This is a genomic window from Streptomyces telluris, assembly GCF_024519335.1.
In the GTDB taxonomy this organism is placed as follows: Bacteria; Actinomycetota; Actinomycetes; order Streptomycetales; family Streptomycetaceae; genus Streptomyces; species Streptomyces telluris.
In genome coordinates this window covers 1-20,001 of sequence record NZ_JANIID010000050.1, presented here as the reverse complement: position 1 = coordinate 20,001, position 20,001 = coordinate 1, and the positions used below count along the sequence as shown (strand labels likewise).

Sequence of the window (20,001 nt, the reverse complement as noted above, 5' to 3'; positions counted from 1 at the left end):
GAGGAGCGCCCCGCATGAGCCTGACCCTGAGGACAATCAGCCGAGAGCAGCATCTGGCATATATCCAGAGCCTGCCCGCGGCCAGTCACATGCAGGTGCCGGCGTGGGCCGATGTCAAGGCGGAGTGGCGCTCGGAGAGCCTGGGCTGGTTCGACAAGACCGGGCAGATCGTCGGCGCGGGTCTGGTGCTCTACCGCCAGCTGCCCAAGATCAAGCGGTACCTGGCCTATCTGCCCGAGGGCCCGGTGATCAACTGGTTCTCGCCGAACCTCGCCGACTGGCTGCAGCCCATGCTCGCCCACCTCAAGCAGCAGGGCGCCTTCTCCGTGAAGATGGGCCCGCCGGTCGTCATCCGGCGCTGGGACGCCAACGCGATCAAGTCCGGCATCTCCGACCCGGACGTCAAGCGCCTGCGCGACGTCGAGGCCACCTTCATCGAGCCGCGCGCCTTCGAGGTCGCCGACCAGCTGCGCCGGATGGGCTGGCAGCAGGGCGAGGACGGCGGCGCCGGCTTCGGTGACGTCCAGCCGCGGTACGTCTTCCAGGTGCCCCTGGCGAACCGCTCGCTCGAGGACGTCCACAAGAACTTCAACCAGCTGTGGCGCCGCAACATCAAGAAGGCCGAGAAGGCCGGCGTCGAGGTGGTCCAGGGCGGCTACGAGGACCTGCCCACCTGGCAGCACCTGTACGAGATCACCGCGGAGCGCGACAAGTTCCGCCCGCGGCCGCTGAGCTACTTCCAGCGCATGTGGACGGCCCTCAACACCGAGGACCCCAACCGCATGCGGCTGTACTTCGCGGTGCACGAGGGCGAGGCGGTCGCCGCCGCGACGATGCTGATCGTCGGCGGGCACGTCTGGTACTCCTACGGCGCCTCGGCCAACCACAAGCGCGAGGTCCGTCCCTCCAACGCCATGCAGTGGCGGATGCTGCGCGACGCCTACGCGCTGGGCGCGAGCGTCTACGACCTGCGCGGCATCGGCGACTCCCTGGACGAGAGCGACCACCTCTTCGGCCTCATCCAGTTCAAGGTCGGCACGGGCGGCCAGGCCGCGGAGTACCTGGGCGAGTGGGACTTCCCGCTCAACAAGCTGCTCCACAAGGCCCTCGACATGTACATGTCGCGCCGCTGACGTTCTGCCGGGGTCGTGCGATCCCGCGCGTTCAGCAAGCACAGCATCCAGCAGGCACAGGGAAAGGTTCCGGGACGGGCCATGGCGCTCACGCTCTACGTCGACACCGCGCGCTGGCGGGCGCACCAGCAAACCATCGTCCAGCAGTTCCCGGGCATCATCCCGGTGTGCAAGGGCAATGGATACGGCTTCGGCAACGAGCGGCTGGCCGATGAGGCGGCGCGCTTCGGAGCGGACGTCCTCGCCGTGGGCACCACCTACGAAGCGGCCCGGATCAAGGACTACTTCAGCGGTGACCTGCTGGTGCTCACCCCCTTCCGGCTGGGCGAGGAGCCCGTGCCGCTGCCGGACCGGGCCATCCGGTCCGTCTCCTCGGTCGAGGGGGTGCGCGGCCTGGTGGGCGCGCGCGTCGTCGTCGAGGTCATGAGCACCATGAAGCGGCACGGCATCAGCGAGGAGGACCTGCCCAAGCTGCACGCGGCCATAGAGGACGTGCGCCTGGAGGGCTTCGCCATCCACCTGCCGCTGGACCGCACGGACGGCTCGGACGCCGTCCAGGAGGTCTCCGACTGGATGGAGCGGCTGCGCAACGCACGCCTGCCGCTGCACACCATGTTCGTCAGCCACCTGAAGTCCGAGGAGCTCGGGCGGCTGCAGCAGCAGTACCCGCACACCCGCTTCCGCGCCCGCATCGGCACCCGGCTGTGGCTCGGCGACCACGGCGCCACCCATTACAAGGGTGCGGTCCTGGACGTGACGCCCGTGTCCAAGGGCGACCGCTTCGGCTACCGGCAGCAGAAGGTCGGCGCCGACGGCCACCTCGTGGTCGTGGCGGGCGGCACCTCGCACGGCGTGGGCCTGGAGGCGCCGAAGGCGCTGCACGGCATGATGCCGCGGGCCAAGGGCGTCGCCCGGGCGGGCCTCGCGACCATGAACCGCAACCAGTCCCCGTTCTACTGGGCCGACAAGCAGCTCTGGTTCGCGGAGCCCCCGCACATGCAGGTGTCGATCCTCTTCGTGCCGAACGACATGCCGACCCCCCAGGTCGGCGACGAGATGGTGGCCAAGCTGCGGCACACCACCACGACGTTCGACCGTCTCGTCGACCACTGACCCACCCCCTCCCCTCGGGTCGACGGGCCCGGGCGGCCGCCCCCCTTACGCGGGCGGGCGGCTCCCGGCCCCCCAGTGCACGCTCATGCCGGCGGACCGCTCCGCGTACGGCGGCGGCGCGTGCGCCGAGCCCAGGGCGACGACGTCCGGGGCCCCGTCGAGGATGCCGCCGGAGGGGTCGTCCGAGCCGTCCTTGCGGACGACGTCCCGCTCGGGCATCAGGACGTCGCGCACGACGACCGCGCACAGGTACAGCGTGCCCAGCAGGTGCAGGGCGATGGCCAGTTGATAGCCCTCCGTGGGCAGGCCCTGGTGCTTGTCACCGCTGCCCGTGTAGGCGAGGTAGGACCAGATGCCGAGGAAGTACAGCACCTCGCAGGCCTGCCAGATCAGGAAGTCGCGCCACTTGGGGCGCGCCAGTACGGCGAGCGGGATGAGCCAGAGCACGTACTGCGGTGAATAGACCTTGTTGGTGAGGACGAAGAGCGCCACCACGAGGAAGGCCAGCTGGGCGAAGCGCGGGCGCCTGGGTGCGTAGAGGCCGAGGGCCACCAGGGCCAGGCAGCCCAGGATCATCAGCAGGCTCACGTACGTATTGGCGTCGTCCAGGGGATTGCCCGTCCGCTGGGAGATCAGCAGCCAGATCGAGCCGAAGTCGATCGGGCGCTCCTGGCTGAACGTGTAGAACTTCGCCCAGCCCTCGCGGATGTGGAGGCCGGAGGCGTCGTGCGTGAGCATCACCGGCAGGTTCACCACCAGCCAGGCGGCCACGGCGGACGCAGTGGTCACGGCGAAGGCCTTCATGCGCCCGGCCCGCAGGCACAGCACGAAGAGCGGGCCGAGGAGCAGCAGCGGATAGAGCTTCGCCGCGGCGGCCAGGCCGATCAGGACCCCCGCGGGCACCGTCCTGCCGCGGGACCACATCAGCATCGCCGCGGCGGTGAGGGCGACGGCGAACAGGTCCCAGTTGACGGTGGCCGTCAGGGCGAAGGCGGGCGCGAGGGCGATCAGCAGGGCGTCCCAGGGCCGGCGCCGGTGCGTACGGGCCGAGCAGAGGGCGATCACGGCGGTGCAGGCCATCAGCATGCCGGCGTTGACCAGCCAGTTGATCTGCTCGCGGTGCTGGATGGTGCCGCCGCCGGGGGTGAGCCAGGCGGCGATCTGCATGAACAGGCCGGTGAGGACCGGATACTCCAGATAGTCCATGCCGCCGGAGAGGGCCTGGGGGATGCGGTCGAAGTACGGGATCAGGCCCGCGTCGAAGCCGCGGCCGCTGTAGAGGTGCGGGATGTCGGAGTAGCAGGCGTGGGTGTACTGCGTGGTGGCGCCGAAGAACCACCCGTACTCGTAGCAGGGAAGCTTCTGGACCATGCCGAGGGCGAACATCCCGATCGCCACCAGCACGATCACACGGACCGGTGTCCACCAGCCCCCGCCGGGCACGGCCCGCTTGCCCGCGGGCCCGCCGATGAGCTCGCTGCCTGCGGCCGCCACCTCGTCCTCATCGGTGGGCCGCACCTGCCGGTCGTCGTCCCGCGCGCTCCTCATGGGGCCATCCTGCCGTACGTGCCTGTGCGTCGCCGGAGCCTGTGGATAACTCGGAGGGCCGTCTCACGCGAACGCGGGACGGCCCTCTGAGCGGATGCCGGACTCGTGGGTCCGGGCTGGTCAGCCGTTCATGCCACCGAAGAGGCCACCGCCTCCGGGGCGCCTGCTGGCGTCCGGCGACGGCGACTCGCCCGGCCCGCCGGAACCGCCGACCGATCCACCGCCGGGACCCCCGGTGGTGGTGCCGGTGGTGCCGCCGTCCTTCCCGCCGTCCTTCCCGCCGTGCTTGCAGCGGAAGTCGAAGATCGAGCAGGAACGGCTCGCCGACGGGCTCGGAGAAGCGGACTTCGACGGCGTGCCGGACGGGGAGGTGGAGGGCGACGGGGGCGCGGAGGGCGGGGCGCTGGGGGAGGGGCTGGCGCCGTCACCGAAGATCTTCTCGCCGAGCGGCTGCGCCGGCTCGAACTGCTCGATCGGCTGGCCCTTGAGCGCGGCGTTCATGTAGTCGGCCCAGATCTCCGCCGGGAACGACGCACCGTGGATGGTCTCCTTGCCGCCCACGCCGCGCATCGACAGGAACTCCTGCTTCTTGGCATTGGGGTCGACCCGGTACATGCCGATCGCCGTGGACAGCTGCGGGGTGTAGCCCGCGAACCAGGCGGAGCGGTTCTCGTCCGTCGTACCCGTCTTGCCCGCGGCCGGCCGGCCGCCGCTGAGCTTGGCCGAGGTGCCCGTGCCCTCCTCCACGACGGTCTTGAGGACGTCGGTGACGTTGTTCGCCACGTTCGGCGAGAACGCCGTGTCCGACTTCATCTCGTGCGCGTAGACCGCCCTGCCGTCCCGCTCGACCTTCTCGACCGAGTACGGGTCGATCTGCTTGCCGCCGGCGGCGAAGGTGGCGTAGGAACCGGCTAGCCGGATCGCGCTGGGCGCCGATGTGCCGAGCGAGAAGGTGGGCGTGGGGGCGGAGAGCTGGTCCTTGTCCAGGCCGGCCCGCAGGGCGGCCTCCTTGACCAGGTCCGTGCCCACGTCCATGCCGAGCTGGATGAAGGGGGTGTTCACCGAGTACTGCATGGCGGTGCGCAGGGTGACGAGGCCCTTGTCCTCGTCACCGTCGTTCTTCTGGTGCCACTCGCTGCCGTCGTTGTCGTGCCAGATCTTGCCGTTGTACTCCCGCAGCGTCACCTTGTTGTTGCCGTTGTAGATGCTGTCGGGAGAGACGAGCGTGCGCTGGCTGTCGCTCTGCTGCCGGCCCAGGGCCGGGTTGCGCTTGCCGTGCGACATGGCCGCGGCGAGCACGAAGGGCTTGAAGGTCGAGCCCACCTGCACACCGGTGTAGTCGGCGTTGTTGGTGTAGTGCTCCAGCGCGTTCTCGCCGCCGTAGATGGCGACGATCTTGCCGGTCTTGGGGTCGACGGAGGCCCCGCCGAACTGCACGAACTTGTCGCGCTCCCGCACGTCCGGCTTGATGTTCGCCTTGCGGACGTCGTCGACCGACTTCGCCAGGGCGTTGACCTTGTCCCGGTCGAAGGTCGTGTAGATCTGGTAGCCGCCGCGGTCCAGCTGGGTCTTGCTGATGCCGGAGTGGGCGACGACGTAGTTGTCGGCGAGGTCGGTGAGGTAGCCGATCTGGCCGGCGCGGTTGGTCGCGGGCTTGGGCTTCTGGGGGGTCGGGAAGCCCTTGCCGACCCACATGTCGCGGTCGGTCGCCTTCATGTTGCCCGTCTCGACCTCGCGGTCCAGGGTCCACTTCCAGCGGTCGGTGGCCCGCTTGGTGTTCTTCTCCGCGGTGGCCGCCGGGCCCTGGCCGCCGTACGGGTCGTACAGGTTGGGACCGTTGAGCGTGGCGGCGAGGAACGCGCCCTCGCTCGGCGTGAGGTCCTTGCAGTCCTTGTCGAAGTAGGCCCGTGCCGCGGCCTGGATCCCGTAGGCCCCGCGCCCGTAATAGGCGGTGTTGAGGTACCCCGCGAGGATCTCGTCCTTGTCCTTGGTGGCACCCACCTTTATGGAGATCAGCAGCTCGGTGGCCTTGCGCTTGAGCGTCTGTTCCTGGCTCAGGTAGGTGTTCTTCACGAACTGCTGCGTGATGGTCGAACCGCTCTGGGTCTCCCCGCCCTGCGCCATCTTCACGACGGCGCGCGCGATGCCCATCGGGTCGACGCCCCAGTCCTTGTAGAAGCTGGCGTTCTCGGCCGAGATCACCGCTCGCTGCATCGACAGGGGGATCTTGGAGATCGGCACGATCTGGCGGTTGAGCGCACCACCGCCCGCGACCACCATCTGCTTGCCGTCGGCCCAGTAGTAGACGTTCTTCTGCACCTGGGCGGTCCGCTGGGCGGACGGCACCTGGACCACGGCCAGGGCGATGCCCACGGTGCCGAAGATCAGGCCGATGAAGGTGAAGGCCGTCCCCAGGACCAGCTTCCAGGACGGCAGCCAGCGCTTGGCGCCGTCCTTGCCCGCCCGGGGATAGTCGATGAAGCGCTTCTTGCCGGGGCGCCGGCCGCCGGAGCCTCCTCCTGGATCGCCGCCGCGTCTGCGGCCACCGGCCGGACCGCGCTGGGTCGCACGGCGGGACTCGGCCCGGCTGCCGTGCCGGTCGGACTCGCCGCGGCCGGACCGCGCGGCGGAACTGCTGGTTGGCGCGGCGCGGCGGCCGGGTCCCGGCTGCTGGGCCGCGCGCCTGGCCGCGGCTCGTCCGCCACCCTCAGGCTGCGGCGGCTTGCGGCGGTGCTCGCTCATCGAACGACTACTCCTCGGGCAGGCGCTATCGCCTGGAAGCGGCAGCTGGCTTGCGTTCCCCCCGATGCGCTGAACGGCTGCCTGAGGCAACCGGGCGCATTGCGTACGGGACGAGGACGCCTGTCGTCGTCACTCGGTTCCCGCTGGTCTGCATGGCGCACAGACTACGCACGGCCAAATCGCTCCTACTGCGGATGTTCACTCCAAATCAGGCCGCTTGTGTCCCACGAATCGGTGATGTGACCTCGTTCACCGTGCCCCCTCTTGTCGCATGCAAGGGTGCGTTCTATCGTCTGGATGTATCGAGTCGATACATCAGCTCGGCATAAGGGTCGGCTCGGAGTCGGCATAAGGGACCAATAGGGACTAGGGATCACAAGGACTAGGCTGTGTGCGACAAGGAGGCGAAACATGAGCAGACGCTCCGGCATCCTCGAGTTCGCCGTCCTCGGCCTGCTCCGCGAGTCCCCGATGCACGGCTACGAGCTGCGGAAACGCTTGAACACCTCGCTCGGGGTGTTCCGTGCGTTCAGCTACGGCACCCTCTACCCCTGCCTGAAGGCCCTGGTGGCGAACGGCTGGTTGGTCGAGGAGCCCGGGAGCGCTCCGGAGGACGCCCGGGCGGCGTCCCTGGCCGGACGACGGGCGAAGATTGTCTACCGCCTGACGGCAGAGGGCAAGGAGCACTTCGAGGAGCTGCTCGCCCACACCGGCCCGGACACGTGGGAGGACGAACACTTCGCCGCCCGCTTCGCGTTCTTCGGGCAGACGTCGCGAGACGTACGGATGCGCGTGCTGGAAGGCCGCCGCAGCCGTCTGGAGGAGCGCCTCGAAAAGATGCGCGCCTCCCTCGCCCGCACCCGGGAACGGCTGGACGACTACACCCTCGAGCTTCAGCGCCACGGAATGGAATCCGTGGAGCGCGAGGTCCGCTGGCTGAACGAGCTGATCGAGAGCGAGCGGGCCGGGCGTGACAAGCGCACCGGTCCGGACCAGTGAGCCCTGCACTCCTGCAGGGCTTCGTCGAGTACTAACAGGGAGCAACCGGAATGGGTTCGGTTCGCGTAGCCATCGTCGGCGTGGGCAACTGCGCCGCCTCGCTGGTGCAGGGCGTCGAGTACTACAAGGACGCCGACCCGAACGGCCGCGTGCCGGGTCTGATGCACGTGCAGTTCGGCGACTACCACGTCCGTGATGTGGAGTTCGTGGCCGCCTTCGACGTCGACGCGAAGAAGGTCGGTCTCGACCTCGCCGACGCCATCGGCGCCAGCGAGAACAACACCATCAAGATCTGCGACGTGCCGAACAGCGGCGTCACGGTCCAGCGCGGCCACACCCTCGACGGCCTGGGCAAGTACTACCGCGAGACCATCGAGGAGTCCGCCGAGGCTCCCGTGGACGTCGTCCAGGTCCTCAAGGACAAGCAGGTCGACGTTCTCGTCTGCTACCTCCCCGTGGGCTCCGAGGACGCCGCGAAGTTCTACGCGCAGTGCGCCATCGACGCCAAGGTCGCCTTCGTCAACGCCCTCCCGGTCTTCATCGCCGGCACCAAGGAGTGGGCGGACAAGTTCACCGAGGCCGGTGTCCCGATCGTCGGCGACGACATCAAGTCGCAGGTCGGCGCCACCATCACGCACCGCGTGATGGCCAAGCTGTTCGAGGACCGGGGCGTCATCCTGGACCGCACGATGCAGCTGAACGTCGGCGGCAACATGGACTTCAAGAACATGCTCGAGCGCGACCGCCTCGAGTCCAAGAAGATCTCCAAGACGCAGGCCGTCACCTCGCAGATCCCCGACCGCGAGCTGGGCGAGAAGAACGTCCACATCGGTCCCTCGGACTACGTGGCCTGGCTGGACGACCGCAAGTGGGCGTACGTGCGCCTCGAGGGCCGCGCCTTCGGTGACGTCCCGCTGAACCTGGAGTACAAGCTCGAGGTCTGGGACTCCCCGAACTCGGCCGGTGTCATCATCGACGCCGTCCGCGCCGCGAAGATCGCCAAGGACCGCGGCATCGGCGGCCCGATCCTCTCCGCCTCCTCGTACTTCATGAAGTCGCCGCCGGTGCAGTACTTCGACGACGAGGCCCGCGAGAACGTCGAGAAGTTCATCAAGGGCGAGGTCGAGCGCTAAGCGTTCCGCTTCTTCCGCCTGCTCCGCCACAGGTCCCCGGGTCGTCCGCCCGGGGACCTGTGCGTTGTGTGAGGCTGTGGACCATGCCCGTTGTGCGTGATCTTCGCGTCCTGCTCCGCCTTCGCGATTTCCGCCGCCTGCTGGCAGTCAGGCTCCTCTCCCAGGCCGCCGACGGGGTCTACCAGGTCGCCCTCGCCGCCTACGTGGTCTTCTCCCCGGAGAAGCAAGCCTCCCCCACGGCCATCGCCTCGGCCATGGCCGTGCTCCTGCTGCCGTACTCGCTGCTGGGCCCCTTCGCCGGCGTGCTGCTGGACCGCTGGCGCCGCCGCCAGGTGCTGCTCCACGGCAACCTGCTGCGCGCCGCCCTGGCCACCGTGACCGCCCTGCTCATCGTCGCGGGCGTCCCCGACTGGCTCTTCTACGCCTCCGCCCTTTCGGTCACCGCCGTCAACCGCTTCGTGCTGGCCGGGCTCTCCGCCGCCCTGCCCCGGGTGGTCGACTCCCGCGAGCGGCTGGTCATGGCCAACTCCCTCTCCCCGACCGCCGGGACCCTGGCGGCCACCGTGGGCGGCGGCCTCGCCTTCGCCGTACGCGTGGCCGCTCCCGAGGGGGCGGCATCCGACGCCTGGGTCGTCCTGCTCGGCGCGGCGCTCTACCTGGCCGCCGCCCTGAGCTCCCTGCTGATGCCCGTCGGCCTGCTGGGGCCGGACACGCCGGTGGCCCGCCGGCTGGGCGCCGCCCTGACCGGGACCGCGCGGGGACTGGCCGCGGGGCTGCGCCATCTGGCCGAGCGCCGCACGGCTTCCTGCGCGCTCGCCGCCATGACGCTGATGCGCTTCTGCTACGGCGCCCTGACCGTCACCGTGCTGATGCTCTGCCGCTACGCGTGGACGAGCAGCGAGTCCAAGGGAATGGCCCTGCTGGGGCTCGCCGTCGCCATCTCGGGAGCGGGGTTCTTCGCGGCGGCCGTCATCACCCCCTGGGCGGTCTCCCGGCTGGGCAGGCTCGGCTGGATGGTCGCCTGCGCCGCCGCCGCGGCGGTGCTGGAACCCGCCCTCGGCCTGTCCTTCGAGCGCGTCCCCATGCTGATCGCCGCCTTCGTCCTGGGCCTGACCACCCAGGGGGCCAAGATCGCCACGGACACCGTGGTCCAGTCCTCGGTGGACGACGCCTTCCGGGGCCGGGTCTTCTCGCTCTACGACGTCCTCTTCAACGTCGCCTTCGTGGGGGCGGCCGCGGTGGCGGCCCTGATGCTGCCGCCCGACGGCCGGTCGGCGCTGCTGGTGTCCGCGGTCGCCGCCCTCTACGCCGTCGTCGCCGTCGCCCTGGCGGGCTTCCGGAGCCGGGAGGACGCATGAAGCGGGGGCGGTGGCTGTTTCACGTGAAACCGTGAATCGCCCACCGCCCCCGCTTCATGTTTCACGTGAAACCTGAGGGTCAGCCCTGCGCCGCCCACCAGTCCTTGAGCGCGGCGACCGCCTCGTCGTGGCTCATCGGCCCGTTCTCCAGGCGCAGCTCCAGCATGTGCTTGTACGCCTTGCCGATCTGCGGGCCCGGGCCCACGCCCAGGATCTCCATGATCTGGTTGCCGTCCAGGTCGGGCCGGATCGCGTCCAGCTCCTCCTGCTCCTGCAGCTTGGCGATGCGCTCCTCCAGGCCGTCGTACGCCCGCGAGAGCGCGTTGGCCTTGCGCTTGTTGCGCGTGGTGCAGTCGGACCGGGTCAGCTTGTGGAGCCGCTCCAGCAGGGGCCCGGCGTCGCGCACGTACCGGCGGACGGCGGAGTCGGTCCACTCGCCGGTGCCGTAGCCGTGGAAGCGCAGGTGCAGCTCCACCAGCTTGGAAACGTCCTTCACCAGCTCGTTGGAGTACTTGAGCTTGGTCATCCGGGACTTGGTCATCTTGGCGCCCACCACCTCGTGGTGGTGGAAGGAGACCCGGCCGTCCTTCTCGAAGCGGCGCGTCCGCGGCTTGCCGATGTCGTGCAGCAGGGCCGCGAGGCGCAGCACCAGGTCGGGGCCGCCGCCGGGCTGGTCGCGCGGGGCCTCCAGGGCGACGGCCTGCTCCAGGACGGTGAGCGTGTGCTCGTAGACGTCCTTGTGGCGGTGGTGCTCGTCACGCTCCAGGCGCAGGGCGGGCAGCTCGGGCAGGACGAGTGCTGCGAGGCCGGTGTCGACCAGGAGCTTCAGGCCCTTGCGCGGGTGGTCGGAGAGGATCAGCTTGTTCAGCTCGTCCCGGACCCGCTCGGTCGAGACGATCTCGAGCCGGCCGGACATCTCCGTCATCGCGGTGACGACCTCGGGGGCGACCTCGAAGTCGAGCTGGGCGGCGAAGCGGGCGGCCCGCATCATGCGCAGCGGGTCGTCGGAGAAGGACTCCTCCGGGGTGCCAGGGGTGCGCAGGACCCGGGCGGCCAGGTCCTCCAGGCCGTTGTGCGGGTCGATGAACTCCTTCTCCGGCAGCGCGACGGCCATCGCGTTGACGGTGAAGTCGCGGCGGACGAGGTCCTGCTCGATCGAGTCGCCGTAGGAGACCTCCGGCTTGCGGGAGGTCCGGTCGTAGGCTTCGGACCGGTATGTGGTGACCTCAATGTCGAAGTCCGCTTTGCGGCATCCCACGGTGCCGAAGGCGATACCGACCTCCCAGACGGAGTCCGCCCAGGGCCGGACGATCTTCAGGACGTCCTGCGGGCGGGCGTCCGTGGTGAAGTCGAGGTCGTTGCCGAGCCGGCCGAGCAGCGCGTCCCGTACGGATCCGCCGACCAGGGCAAGCGTGAACCCGGCTTCCTGGAATCGGCGGGCGAGGTCGTCGGCCACGGGGGAGACCCTCAGGAGCTCGCTCACGGCACGGCGCTGCACCTGGCTGAGCTCGTTCGTCGACGACTGGGTGAGGCTGTCATTGTTGGCATTCGGCACAACAGAAGAGGGTACGTGGCCGCGCGCCGCCGGGCCTCCCGGTTACGGACGCATGGCGCACCCCACGCAAAGCGGGCGCAGCCGGGACATCGGGCCGGCTGAGCGATCTTGCGGAGCGGTCCGCAGCACTTCGTCACAGCGGGCCTCGTTACCATTCGTGGACGCACAACCGACGACCACTGACGACGACGAGGGACGGGCGAGCGCGTGGCCGAGGCGGCAGAGACCCAGGAGACCCCCTCCGCTGCTGCCTGCCGGTGGTCCCGGCACCTTGCGACACTCCTGACGGGAGTGGCGCTGCTGCTCGGCCTGGTGCAGCTGCCGGCGGCGCCGGAGGCCCGTGCCGAGCCCTCGGGCTCCCGCCCGGTCGACGTCTCCGTCCACACGCTGACCCCCGCCGCGCCGAAGCAGGACGACACGCTCACGGTCGCGGGCAGCGTCACCAACACCGGCGGCTCGACGGTCACCGACGCGCACGTCGGCCTGCGGGTGGGCAGCCAGATCAACAGCCGGGTCGACGCCGACGAGACCGGCAGCCGGTCCCCGTCGGGCACCGACGGCTCCGAGATCGGCAAGCACACCCAGAAGATCGACAAGCTCCCTCCGGGGGCCAGCCGCGACTTCAGCATCTCGCTCCCGGCGAAGGACCTGGACCTCAGCCGGGACGGGGTCTACCAGCTCGGCGTCTCGTTGTCGGGGCGCACGGCGGACCAGGGCTTCGAGCGGGTGCTGGGGATCACTCAGACGCTGCTGACCTGGCAGCCCTCCGCGATCGAGGGCAAGAAGACGCAGCTCACGTTCCTGTGGCCGCTGATCTCCGCGACGCACCTCACCGCCCGGACCGAGTCCGACCAGCAGCAGACGCCGATCTTCCCCAATGACGAACTGGCCGCGGAGCTGGCCCCGGGCGGCCGGCTGCAGCAGCTGGTCGCGCTGGGCAAGGACCTCCCGATCACCTGGGTGCTCGACCCGGACCTGCTCGCCACGGTCGAGGCCATGACCAAGAGCTACCGGGTGGGCGGGCCCGGCGGGCGGACCACCCCGGGCCGCGGCCAGGCGGTCGCCAAGCAGTGGCTCAGCCAGCTGCAGACCGCCGTCGCCGGTGACCAGGTGGTGGCGCTGCCGTTCGGCGACCCCGACCTCGCGTCGCTGGCCCACCACGGCAAGGACGTGCCGGGCTCCCTGAGCCACCTGCAGTCCGCCACGGAGCTCGCCTCGACCACCGTGGACACCATCCTCGGCGTGAAGCCGCGCACGGACTTCGCCTGGCCCGTCGACGGCGCCGTCGACTCCTCGATCATCGACGTCGCCACCTCGGCCGGCGCCCACAACGTCATCGCGCGCAGCGACAGCTTCCGCGACCGGACGTCCTACAGCCCCACCGCGGCCCGCCAGATCGGCAGCGGCAACACCGCCGTCGTGGCGGACGCCCGGATGTCCACCGGCTTCCAGGGCGACCTCGTCCGCGCCGGCGAGTACTCGCTCGCCGTGCAGCGGTTCGTCGCCCAGAGCCTCCTGGTGAACCGGCAGGCGCCGGACAACGAGCGCAGCATCGTCGTGGCGCCGCAGCGCATGCCCACCGCGAGCCAGGCCCAGGCGATGGCCGCGGCGATCAAGGCCCTGTCGGACAACCGCTGGACGCAGCCCGTCAACCTGGGCGACGCGGCCGCGGCCAAGCCGGACCCGGACGCGAACCAGCAGGTCCCGGGCACCGGCTCGTACCCCGATTCGCTGCGCGAGCAGGAGCTGTCCACCAAGGCGTTCCAGGAGATCCAGAAGACCCAGTCCACGCTGGACGGCTTCAAGGTGATCCTGACCTCGCAGGACCGCGTGGTGACCCCCTTCGGCAGCGCGATCATGCGGGAGATGTCGACCTCGTGGCGCGGCGACCGCAAGGGCGCCGCCGAGTTCCGCGAGGCGGTGCAGTCCTACCTGTACGGGCTCACCCGCCGCGTGGAGCTGATCAAGAAGTCCGACGTCACCCTCTCCGGGCGCAGCGCGACCATCCCCATAACGGTCCACAACGGCCTGCTTCAGGGGATCGAGGGGCTCCACCTGGTGCTGGAGTCCAGCCAGACCAACCGTCTGCAGGTCGACCGCTCCCAGCCCGTGAAGATCAACGGCGGGCAGAACCAGTCGGTGAAGTTCGAGACCCGGGCCAATGCCAACGGCCCGGTGCGCGTGACGGCCCGGCTCTACACGGCCGAGGGGCAGCCCTACGGCGACCCGGTCGTCTTCACTGTGCATGTCACGTCCATCACCCCTATGGTTCTCCTCGTCATCGCCGGTGGTGTGCTCCTGCTGGTCCTCGCGGGGCTCCGCATCTACATCAAGCGGAAGCGGTCCGCCGCCCGTACGACCGAGGGCGGGGAGCCCGGGGCGGACGGCGAGGGGCCGGACAACGGAGGCCCGGGGGACGACCGGCCCGCGCGGCCGGGTGACCCGGCCCCGGACACCGGATCGCATGACACGGAGCCATCCGGCTCGGGTGAGAAAGTGGAACGTTGACGCTTAGTGGGGCCGGCCGGCCGCGGACGATGAGGTGGGGTAGCGATGAACGCGCCGTACGACGGTGACCGCGGGCAGGGCGCGGGTGGTGAGCCGCGGGGTCAGTACCCGCCGCCCCCGGCTCCCCCCGGCACGCCCCGCCAGGGCCCGTACGCCCAGGATCCCTACCTGCGGGACGCCTACGCCTCCGAGCCCTACCCCGGCCACGACCCGGCCGCTCAGGACCCGGTGGACGGGGCGCTGTACGACCGCTCCGCCCACCCGGCGCCGCCGCCCGGTGCGTACCGCAACACCTACCCGCAGCAGCAGCCGGGCGCCGGGGCGTGGCCCCCGGCTCCGTCCGGCCCGTCCGGTCCGGCGGGCTTCCCCGCCCACGGCGACGACGACGCGACCAAGCAGTTCGCCGCGGTGGACGGCTTCGACCGCCAGGACGACGGCGGCCCCCGGCGGGACGCCTTCGCCCACCTCTACCGCGACCAGCAGCAGCCCTACGAGCCGCCGCGGCCGCCGGGGCAGCAGATCCCGGCCCCGGGGCAGTACGGCTCCCCCGTGCCGCCGCCGAAGGTCCCGGCCGCCGAGCCGGCCGCGGAGCCGGAGCCGGCCGCGTCCGCGGCACCGGCGTCGGCCAAGGGCGGCAAGGCCGCGAGCTTGCTGAAGTCGAGCGCGCTGATGGCCGCGGGAACGATGGTCTCCCGGCTTCTCGGCTTCGGCCGGAACCTCGTCATGGCGGCGGCGATCGGCGTCGGCACGCTCAACGACGACTACCAGGTCGCCAACGTCCTGCCGACGATGATCTACATCCTGGTGGGCGGCGGTGCGCTGAACGCCGTCTTCATCCCGCAGCTGGTGCGCGCGATGAAGAACGACGACGATGGGGGCGAGGCGTACGCCAACCGCCTTCTGACCCTTGTCGTCGTGCTGCTGGCGGGTGTCACCACTGTCTGTGTGCTGGGGGCGCCGCTCTTCATCCAGGCGATGTCGCCCACCATCGCCTCCGACCCGGACCGGATGGAAGTGGCGGTGGCGTTCGCTCGCTACTGCCTGCCCACGATGTTCTTCATGGGCGTGCACGTGGTGCTGGGCCAGATCCTCAACGCGCGCGGGAAGTTCGGCGCGATGATGTGGACCCCGGTCCTCAACAACATCATCATCATCGCCACCTTCGGCTCCTTCATCTGGGCCTTCGGTCCCTTCAAGGACAGCCAGGTCGACGCAGCCGGCATCCCGGCCGAGGGCGTGCAGCTGATCGGCATCGGCACGCTGCTGGGCCTCGTCGTCCAGGCGCTGGCCATGCTCCCCTACCTGCGGGAGGCCGGATTCCGTATCCGTCCCCGCTTCGACTGGCGCGGGCAGGGCCTCGGGAAGGCCGCGGGCCTCGCCAAGTGGACCTTCTTCTTCGTCCTCGCGAACCAGCTCAGCATGGTCGTGGTGACGCAGCTCGCCACCAAGGCCGGCGCACTGGCGGAGAAGGCCGGTCACACCGGTACGGGCATCACGGCGTACAACTTCGCGCTGCAGCTCTGGCAGATGCCGCAGGCCATCATCACCGTCTCGGTGATGACCGCGGTGCTCCCCCGGATCTCCCGCGCCGCCCACGACGGCGACGCCTCCGCCGTCCGGGACGACCTCTCGCACGGCCTGCGCACCTCGGCCGTCGCCATCGTGCCCTGCGCCTTCGCCTTCCTGGCGCTCGGCGTCCCCATGTCCACGCTGATGTTCTCGGGCGGTTCGGGCACGGGCGGTGCCACCAACATCGGCTTCATTCTCATGGCCTTCGGTCTCGGCCTGATCCCGTACTCGGCGCAGTACGTCATCCTCCGTGGTTTCTACGCCTACGAAGACACCCGTACGCCCTTCTACAACACGCTGATCGTCTCCGCGGCCTTCGCGGCCTCCGCCGTCCTGAGCTACCTCGTCCTGCCGTCCCGCTGGGCCGTCGCCGGCATGGCCTTCTCCTACGGTCTCGGCTACGCCGTCGGCGTCGGTGTGGCGTGGCGCCGCCTGCGTACCCGCCTCGGCGGGGACCTGGACGGCTCGCGCGTCGTGCGGACGTACGCCCGCCTCGCCGGTGCGTGCATCCCCGCGGCCCTCGTCGGCGGAGCCGCGGCCTACGGCATCACGCAGGTCCTCGGCCAGGGCGTGCCCGGCTCGCTCGCCTCCCTGACCGGCGGCGGTCTGGTCCTGCTCGGCGTCTTCTACCTCGCCGCGAAGCGAATGCGGATCGAGGAGCTGACGGCCATGGTCGGTATGGTCCGCGGGCGACTCGGACGCTGACGGGAGCACAACCTTCGCCCGCCGCCGTGTGTCGTGCATAGCGCCGGACTGTGGGCACAATTGTCTTGGCTGTGGACAGCGTGCAACGGATGGGGAGGCAGGAACGACGGTGGCAGAACGGAGCACAGCTGCCGTCGACGTGGCAGGCAACAGCGGCGGCAAGCCGCTGACCGCCAAGGCGGGCAAGGCCACGGCCGACGGGGCGGAGGCCGCGATCAAGGCCGGCACCCACAAGGACAGCGGGCGCGCGGACGGCAAGAAGCCCGCCCGCGACGCCCGGACCACGCCCGAACTGCACAGCGGCCACAAGCTCGCCAGGCGCTACCGCCTGGAGGAGTGCGTCACCCGTCTGGAGGGATTCAGCAGCTGGCGTGCGGTGGACGAGAAGCTCCGCCGCGCCGTGGGCGTCCACCTGCTGCCCGCCGACCACCCGCGCGCCCGCCCCGTCCTCGCCGCCGCCCGCTCCGCCGCCCTCCTCGGCGACCCCCGCTTCGTCCAGGTGCTCGACGCCGTCGAGGAGAACGACCTCGTCTACGTCGTCCACGAGTGGCTGCCCGACGCCACCGAGCTGACCAACGTCCTCGCCTCCGGTCCCATGGAGCCGCACGACGCCTACCAGCTCGTCAGCCAGGTGTCCCAGGCCATGGCCGCCGCCCACCGCGAGGGCCTCGCCCACCTGCGCCTCCACCCCGGCTCGGTGCTGCGCACCGGCACCGGGCAGTACCGCATCCGCGGCCTGGCCGTCATGGCGGCGCTCCGCGGCATCACCTCCGACCGCCCCCAGCAGACCGACACCGAGGCCATCGGCGCGCTCCTCTACGCCGCGCTCACCCAGCGCTGGCCCTACGAGGACAGTGCCCACGGGCTGCCCGGCCTGCCCAAGGGCGTCGGCCTGATCGCCCCCGACCAGGTCCGCGCCGGCGTCCACCGCGGCCTCTCCGAGCTCGCCATGCGCGCGCTCGTCCACGACGACTCCGCCTCGTCACGGCAGGAGAAGCCGTGCACGACCCCGGAGGAGCTGTCCAAGGCCGTCGCCGCCATGCCGCGGATCCGGCCCCCGGAGCCGTCCTTCACCACGCCGCCGGGCGGCTACCCCCGCCCGCACGCCTACGGTCAGCAGCCGCCGCACGGTGGCGCCGCCACGGGCGCCATGGCGGTCCCCCCGCCGCCTCCGCTGCAGGGCCGCACGGGCCGGGCGCTCAAGTGGAGCGTCGCCGCCCTGCTGATCGCCGCCCTGGGCCTGGCCAGCTGGCAGCTCGCCGACACGCTCCTCAAGGACGGGCAGGAGGACCGCCCGCAGATCTCCGAGTCGACGGGCGACGACGGCTCGAAGCCGACCGGGGAGCCGGTGAAGATCATCGACGCCCAGGAGTACGCCCCGGACGGGAACCCGCAGAGTCCGGACCGGGTGAGGAACACGTTCGCCACGGACTACGCCCCCAAGGACGTCTGGCGCTCGCGCACCTTCAACGACGGGCCCTCCCTGACCCACTACAAGGGTGGCGTCGGCATCATCTACGACCTCGGCGGCAAGCAGCAGCTCAGCTCCGCGGACATCAAGCTGCTCTACGGCGGCGACCACACCGAGGTGTCGCTCTACTCGGCGAAGTCCCTCGCCGGCACCGAGTCGCTGAAGTCGATGAAGAAGCTGACGACCAAGCAGACGACGACGGATTCGATAAGCCTCTCCCTCAAGAAGCCGGTCGAGGCCCAGTACGTCCTGCTCTGGATCACCGCAGCCCCTTACTCTGGCGCTGACGAGCAGACCTACGCCGGTGCCGGCTACAAGCAGGGCATCAACAACGTGAAGTTCACCGGCTGACGTTCGGAACGGACCTCAGGGGGAGGGCTCGACGGTGGACGACGTCCTGCGTAACGGCCTCAGCGATGCCGATCTCCTCACCCGGCACGTCGCCGGTGACCCCGACGCCTTCGGCGAGATCGTACGCAGACACCGCGACCGCCTCTGGGCCGTCGCCCTGCGCACCCTCGGCGACAGAGAAGAGGCCGCGGACGCCGTACAGGACGCCCTGGTCTCCGCCTACCGCGCCGCACACACCTTCCGCGGCCAGTCCGCCGTCACCACGTGGCTGCACCGCATCACCGTCAACGCCTGTCTGGACCGGGCGCGCAAGGCCGCGTCGCGGCGCACCGCACCGCTGGCCGAGACCGAGCGGCTGGAGCAGCTCATCGAGCCCCACGAATCCGCGGCCGCGCCTGCGGAGCGCGGGGACCTGCACCGGGAGCTGCTGCAGGCCCTGGCCACGCTCCCGCCCGACCAGCGCGCCGCCCTCGTCCTGGTGGACATGCAGGGCTATCCCGTCGCCGAGGCGGCCGAGGTGCTGGACGTCCCCGTCGGCACCGTGAAGAGCCGCTGCGCACGGGGGCGGGCACGACTTCTGCCGATCCTCACCCATCTGCGTCCCGGTGGCAGGGGTAGCCCACCGCTCGACGGGGGAAGGAACCGGTCGCAGGGGGCGTCCGTCCCACCACCGGCAGGACAGAGCGACGCAGATCCAGTGAAGGGCGGAGGTGGGCGAGCGTGACTTCGATGACCGGCACGGATGGGCACCCGGAGGTCGCGGAGATCTCCGCGCTCACCGAGGGGGTGCTCTCGCCGGCACGCACCGCGGACGTACGGGAGCACCTGGCGGCGTGCGAGCTGTGCGAGGACGTACGCAGCTCCCTGGACGAGATCCGGGGGGCGCTCGGGACCCTGCCCGGCCCGCCCCGGATGCCGCTGGACATCGCGGGCCGCATCGACGCCGCGCTCGCCGCCGAGGCACTGCTGGACTCGACCACGCCGCCGTTCGGCGTGCCTGTTTCACGTGAAACAGAGACAGAGTCGCCGGCCGGGGGTCCGGGGGTTGTCCCCCGGGAAACCGCGGCACGTGAAACGGCCCCCCGGCCCCCCGGCCGCCCCCGCACCTCCACCGGGCCCGGCCCCGGCCCCGGCCCCGGCATGACGGCACCGCCGTCCCGCAAGCCCCGGCGCTCGCGCATGCGCCGCTGGCCCTCCGTGCTCCTCGGCAGCGCCTGTGCCGCCGCCGTCCTCGGCGTGGGCGGTCTCTTCCTGCAGTCCGGCGGAACGGACGCTCCCACGGCGACGCCCCTCAAGGACCGCGTGAGCACTGCGCCGACGTCCCCTCTCGGCTCCGGTGAGCTCACGGCGCGGGTGCACGAGCTCCTCAAGCCCCAGTCCTTCGGCCCCACCGAGCCCCGGGGGAAAACCGCCGAGGCCGACGGGGACGCGCCCAACAGGACGCTGAGCGCCTCGGGCGGCACAGCGCCCTTCTGCGTCCGGCAGGGCATCGGTCGCACCGAGCAGGCCCTGGTCTCCGCGCCGGACACCTATCAGGGTGAGGACGCCTACCTCGTCGTCCTGCCGCACCCTGGTGACGCCGCGCTCGTCGACGCCTATGTGGTCTCCGCCACCTGCGTCGACGCGGGCTCCGCGACACCGGGCAAGGTATTGCTGACCGAGACGCTGTCACGCCTCTGATCTCTCCCGGCCGCAGCAGGCGTCCACGGGAATGCCTGCCCCGTAGGATCCGTTGGGTGGGGTGAACCCCTCAAGGACCGAGACAGCAGTCGGCAGACAAGGAAGACTCCCGTGAGCGACGTCCGCAACGTGATCA

13 protein-coding genes are annotated in these 20,001 nt (G+C 70.6%); 10 read left to right on the top strand and 3 right to left on the bottom strand.

Annotated features, from left to right (window positions below):
* Positions 1-14 precede the first annotated feature (14 nt).
* Positions 15-1,133: a lipid II:glycine glycyltransferase FemX gene (locus NQU55_RS33535; protein WP_168092210.1), complete on the top strand. Its 1,119-nt coding sequence runs from the start codon at positions 15-17 to the stop codon at positions 1,131-1,133.
* An 81-nt stretch (positions 1,134-1,214) separates the two neighbouring features.
* Positions 1,215-2,246, top strand: coding sequence for an alanine racemase (locus NQU55_RS33530; protein WP_168092211.1), 1,032 nt, complete (start codon positions 1,215-1,217; stop codon positions 2,244-2,246).
* A gap of 45 nt (positions 2,247-2,291) precedes the next feature.
* Here the strand turns inward: NQU55_RS33530 and NQU55_RS33525 are convergent, their stop codons facing one another.
* Both NQU55_RS33525 and NQU55_RS33520 read right to left on the bottom strand, forming a co-directional pair.
* Complete coding sequence (locus NQU55_RS33525) at positions 2,292-3,794, bottom strand: glycosyltransferase family 87 protein (RefSeq protein WP_168092212.1); 1,503 nt, start codon at positions 3,792-3,794, stop codon at positions 2,292-2,294.
* Between the two features lie 120 nt (positions 3,795-3,914).
* Complete coding sequence (locus tag NQU55_RS33520) at positions 3,915-6,536, bottom strand: transglycosylase domain-containing protein (protein ID WP_168092213.1); 2,622 nt, start codon at positions 6,534-6,536, stop codon at positions 3,915-3,917.
* A gap of 411 nt (positions 6,537-6,947) precedes the next feature.
* On the opposite strand from NQU55_RS33520, the gene NQU55_RS33515 reads away from it, so the two are divergent.
* From NQU55_RS33515 to NQU55_RS33505, 3 genes are all read left to right on the top strand, one after another.
* Complete coding sequence (locus NQU55_RS33515) at positions 6,948-7,535, top strand: PadR family transcriptional regulator (RefSeq protein ID WP_030366826.1); 588 nt, start codon at positions 6,948-6,950, stop codon at positions 7,533-7,535.
* A 50-nt stretch (positions 7,536-7,585) separates the two neighbouring features.
* The gene (locus tag NQU55_RS33510) at positions 7,586-8,668 is read left to right on the top strand and encodes an inositol-3-phosphate synthase (protein ID WP_168092214.1); all 1,083 of its coding nucleotides are present in this window, start codon (positions 7,586-7,588) and stop codon (positions 8,666-8,668) included.
* Between the two features lie 83 nt (positions 8,669-8,751).
* A complete protein-coding gene (locus NQU55_RS33505) occupies positions 8,752-10,026 on the top strand; it encodes an MFS transporter (RefSeq protein WP_168092215.1) in 1,275 nt (424 codons plus the stop codon).
* A gap of 79 nt (positions 10,027-10,105) precedes the next feature.
* Here the strand turns inward: NQU55_RS33505 and NQU55_RS33500 are convergent, their stop codons facing one another.
* Entirely contained in the window at positions 10,106-11,581 is a 1,476-nt protein-coding gene (locus tag NQU55_RS33500) for a CCA tRNA nucleotidyltransferase (protein WP_168092216.1), read from the bottom strand.
* Between the two features lie 207 nt (positions 11,582-11,788).
* On the opposite strand from NQU55_RS33500, the gene NQU55_RS33495 reads away from it, so the two are divergent.
* The 5 genes from NQU55_RS33495 to NQU55_RS33475 all read left to right on the top strand — a co-directional run bounded on the left by NQU55_RS33495 (position 11,789) and on the right by NQU55_RS33475 (position 19,865).
* Positions 11,789-14,089, top strand: a complete 2,301-nt coding sequence (locus tag NQU55_RS33495; RefSeq protein WP_168092217.1) for a DUF6049 family protein — start codon at positions 11,789-11,791, stop codon at positions 14,087-14,089.
* A gap of 45 nt (positions 14,090-14,134) precedes the next feature.
* Positions 14,135-16,363 carry a murein biosynthesis integral membrane protein MurJ gene (murJ, locus tag NQU55_RS33490; protein WP_168092218.1) on the top strand — a complete coding sequence of 743 codons (2,229 nt, stop codon included), beginning with the start codon at positions 14,135-14,137 and terminating at the stop codon, positions 16,361-16,363.
* Between the two features lie 109 nt (positions 16,364-16,472).
* Positions 16,473-18,185 (top strand): serine/threonine protein kinase, encoded by a 1,713-nt coding sequence (locus tag NQU55_RS33485; RefSeq protein WP_256791716.1) that lies wholly within the window; start codon positions 16,473-16,475, stop codon positions 18,183-18,185.
* 34 nt (positions 18,186-18,219) lie between these two features.
* The gene (gene sigM, locus NQU55_RS33480) at positions 18,220-18,909 is read left to right on the top strand and encodes an RNA polymerase sigma factor SigM (protein ID WP_168096557.1); all 690 of its coding nucleotides are present in this window, start codon (positions 18,220-18,222) and stop codon (positions 18,907-18,909) included.
* Between the two features lie 5 nt (positions 18,910-18,914).
* Positions 18,915-19,865 (top strand): zf-HC2 domain-containing protein, encoded by a 951-nt coding sequence (locus NQU55_RS33475; RefSeq protein WP_206330165.1) that lies wholly within the window; start codon positions 18,915-18,917, stop codon positions 19,863-19,865.
* Positions 19,866-20,001 lie beyond the last annotated feature (136 nt).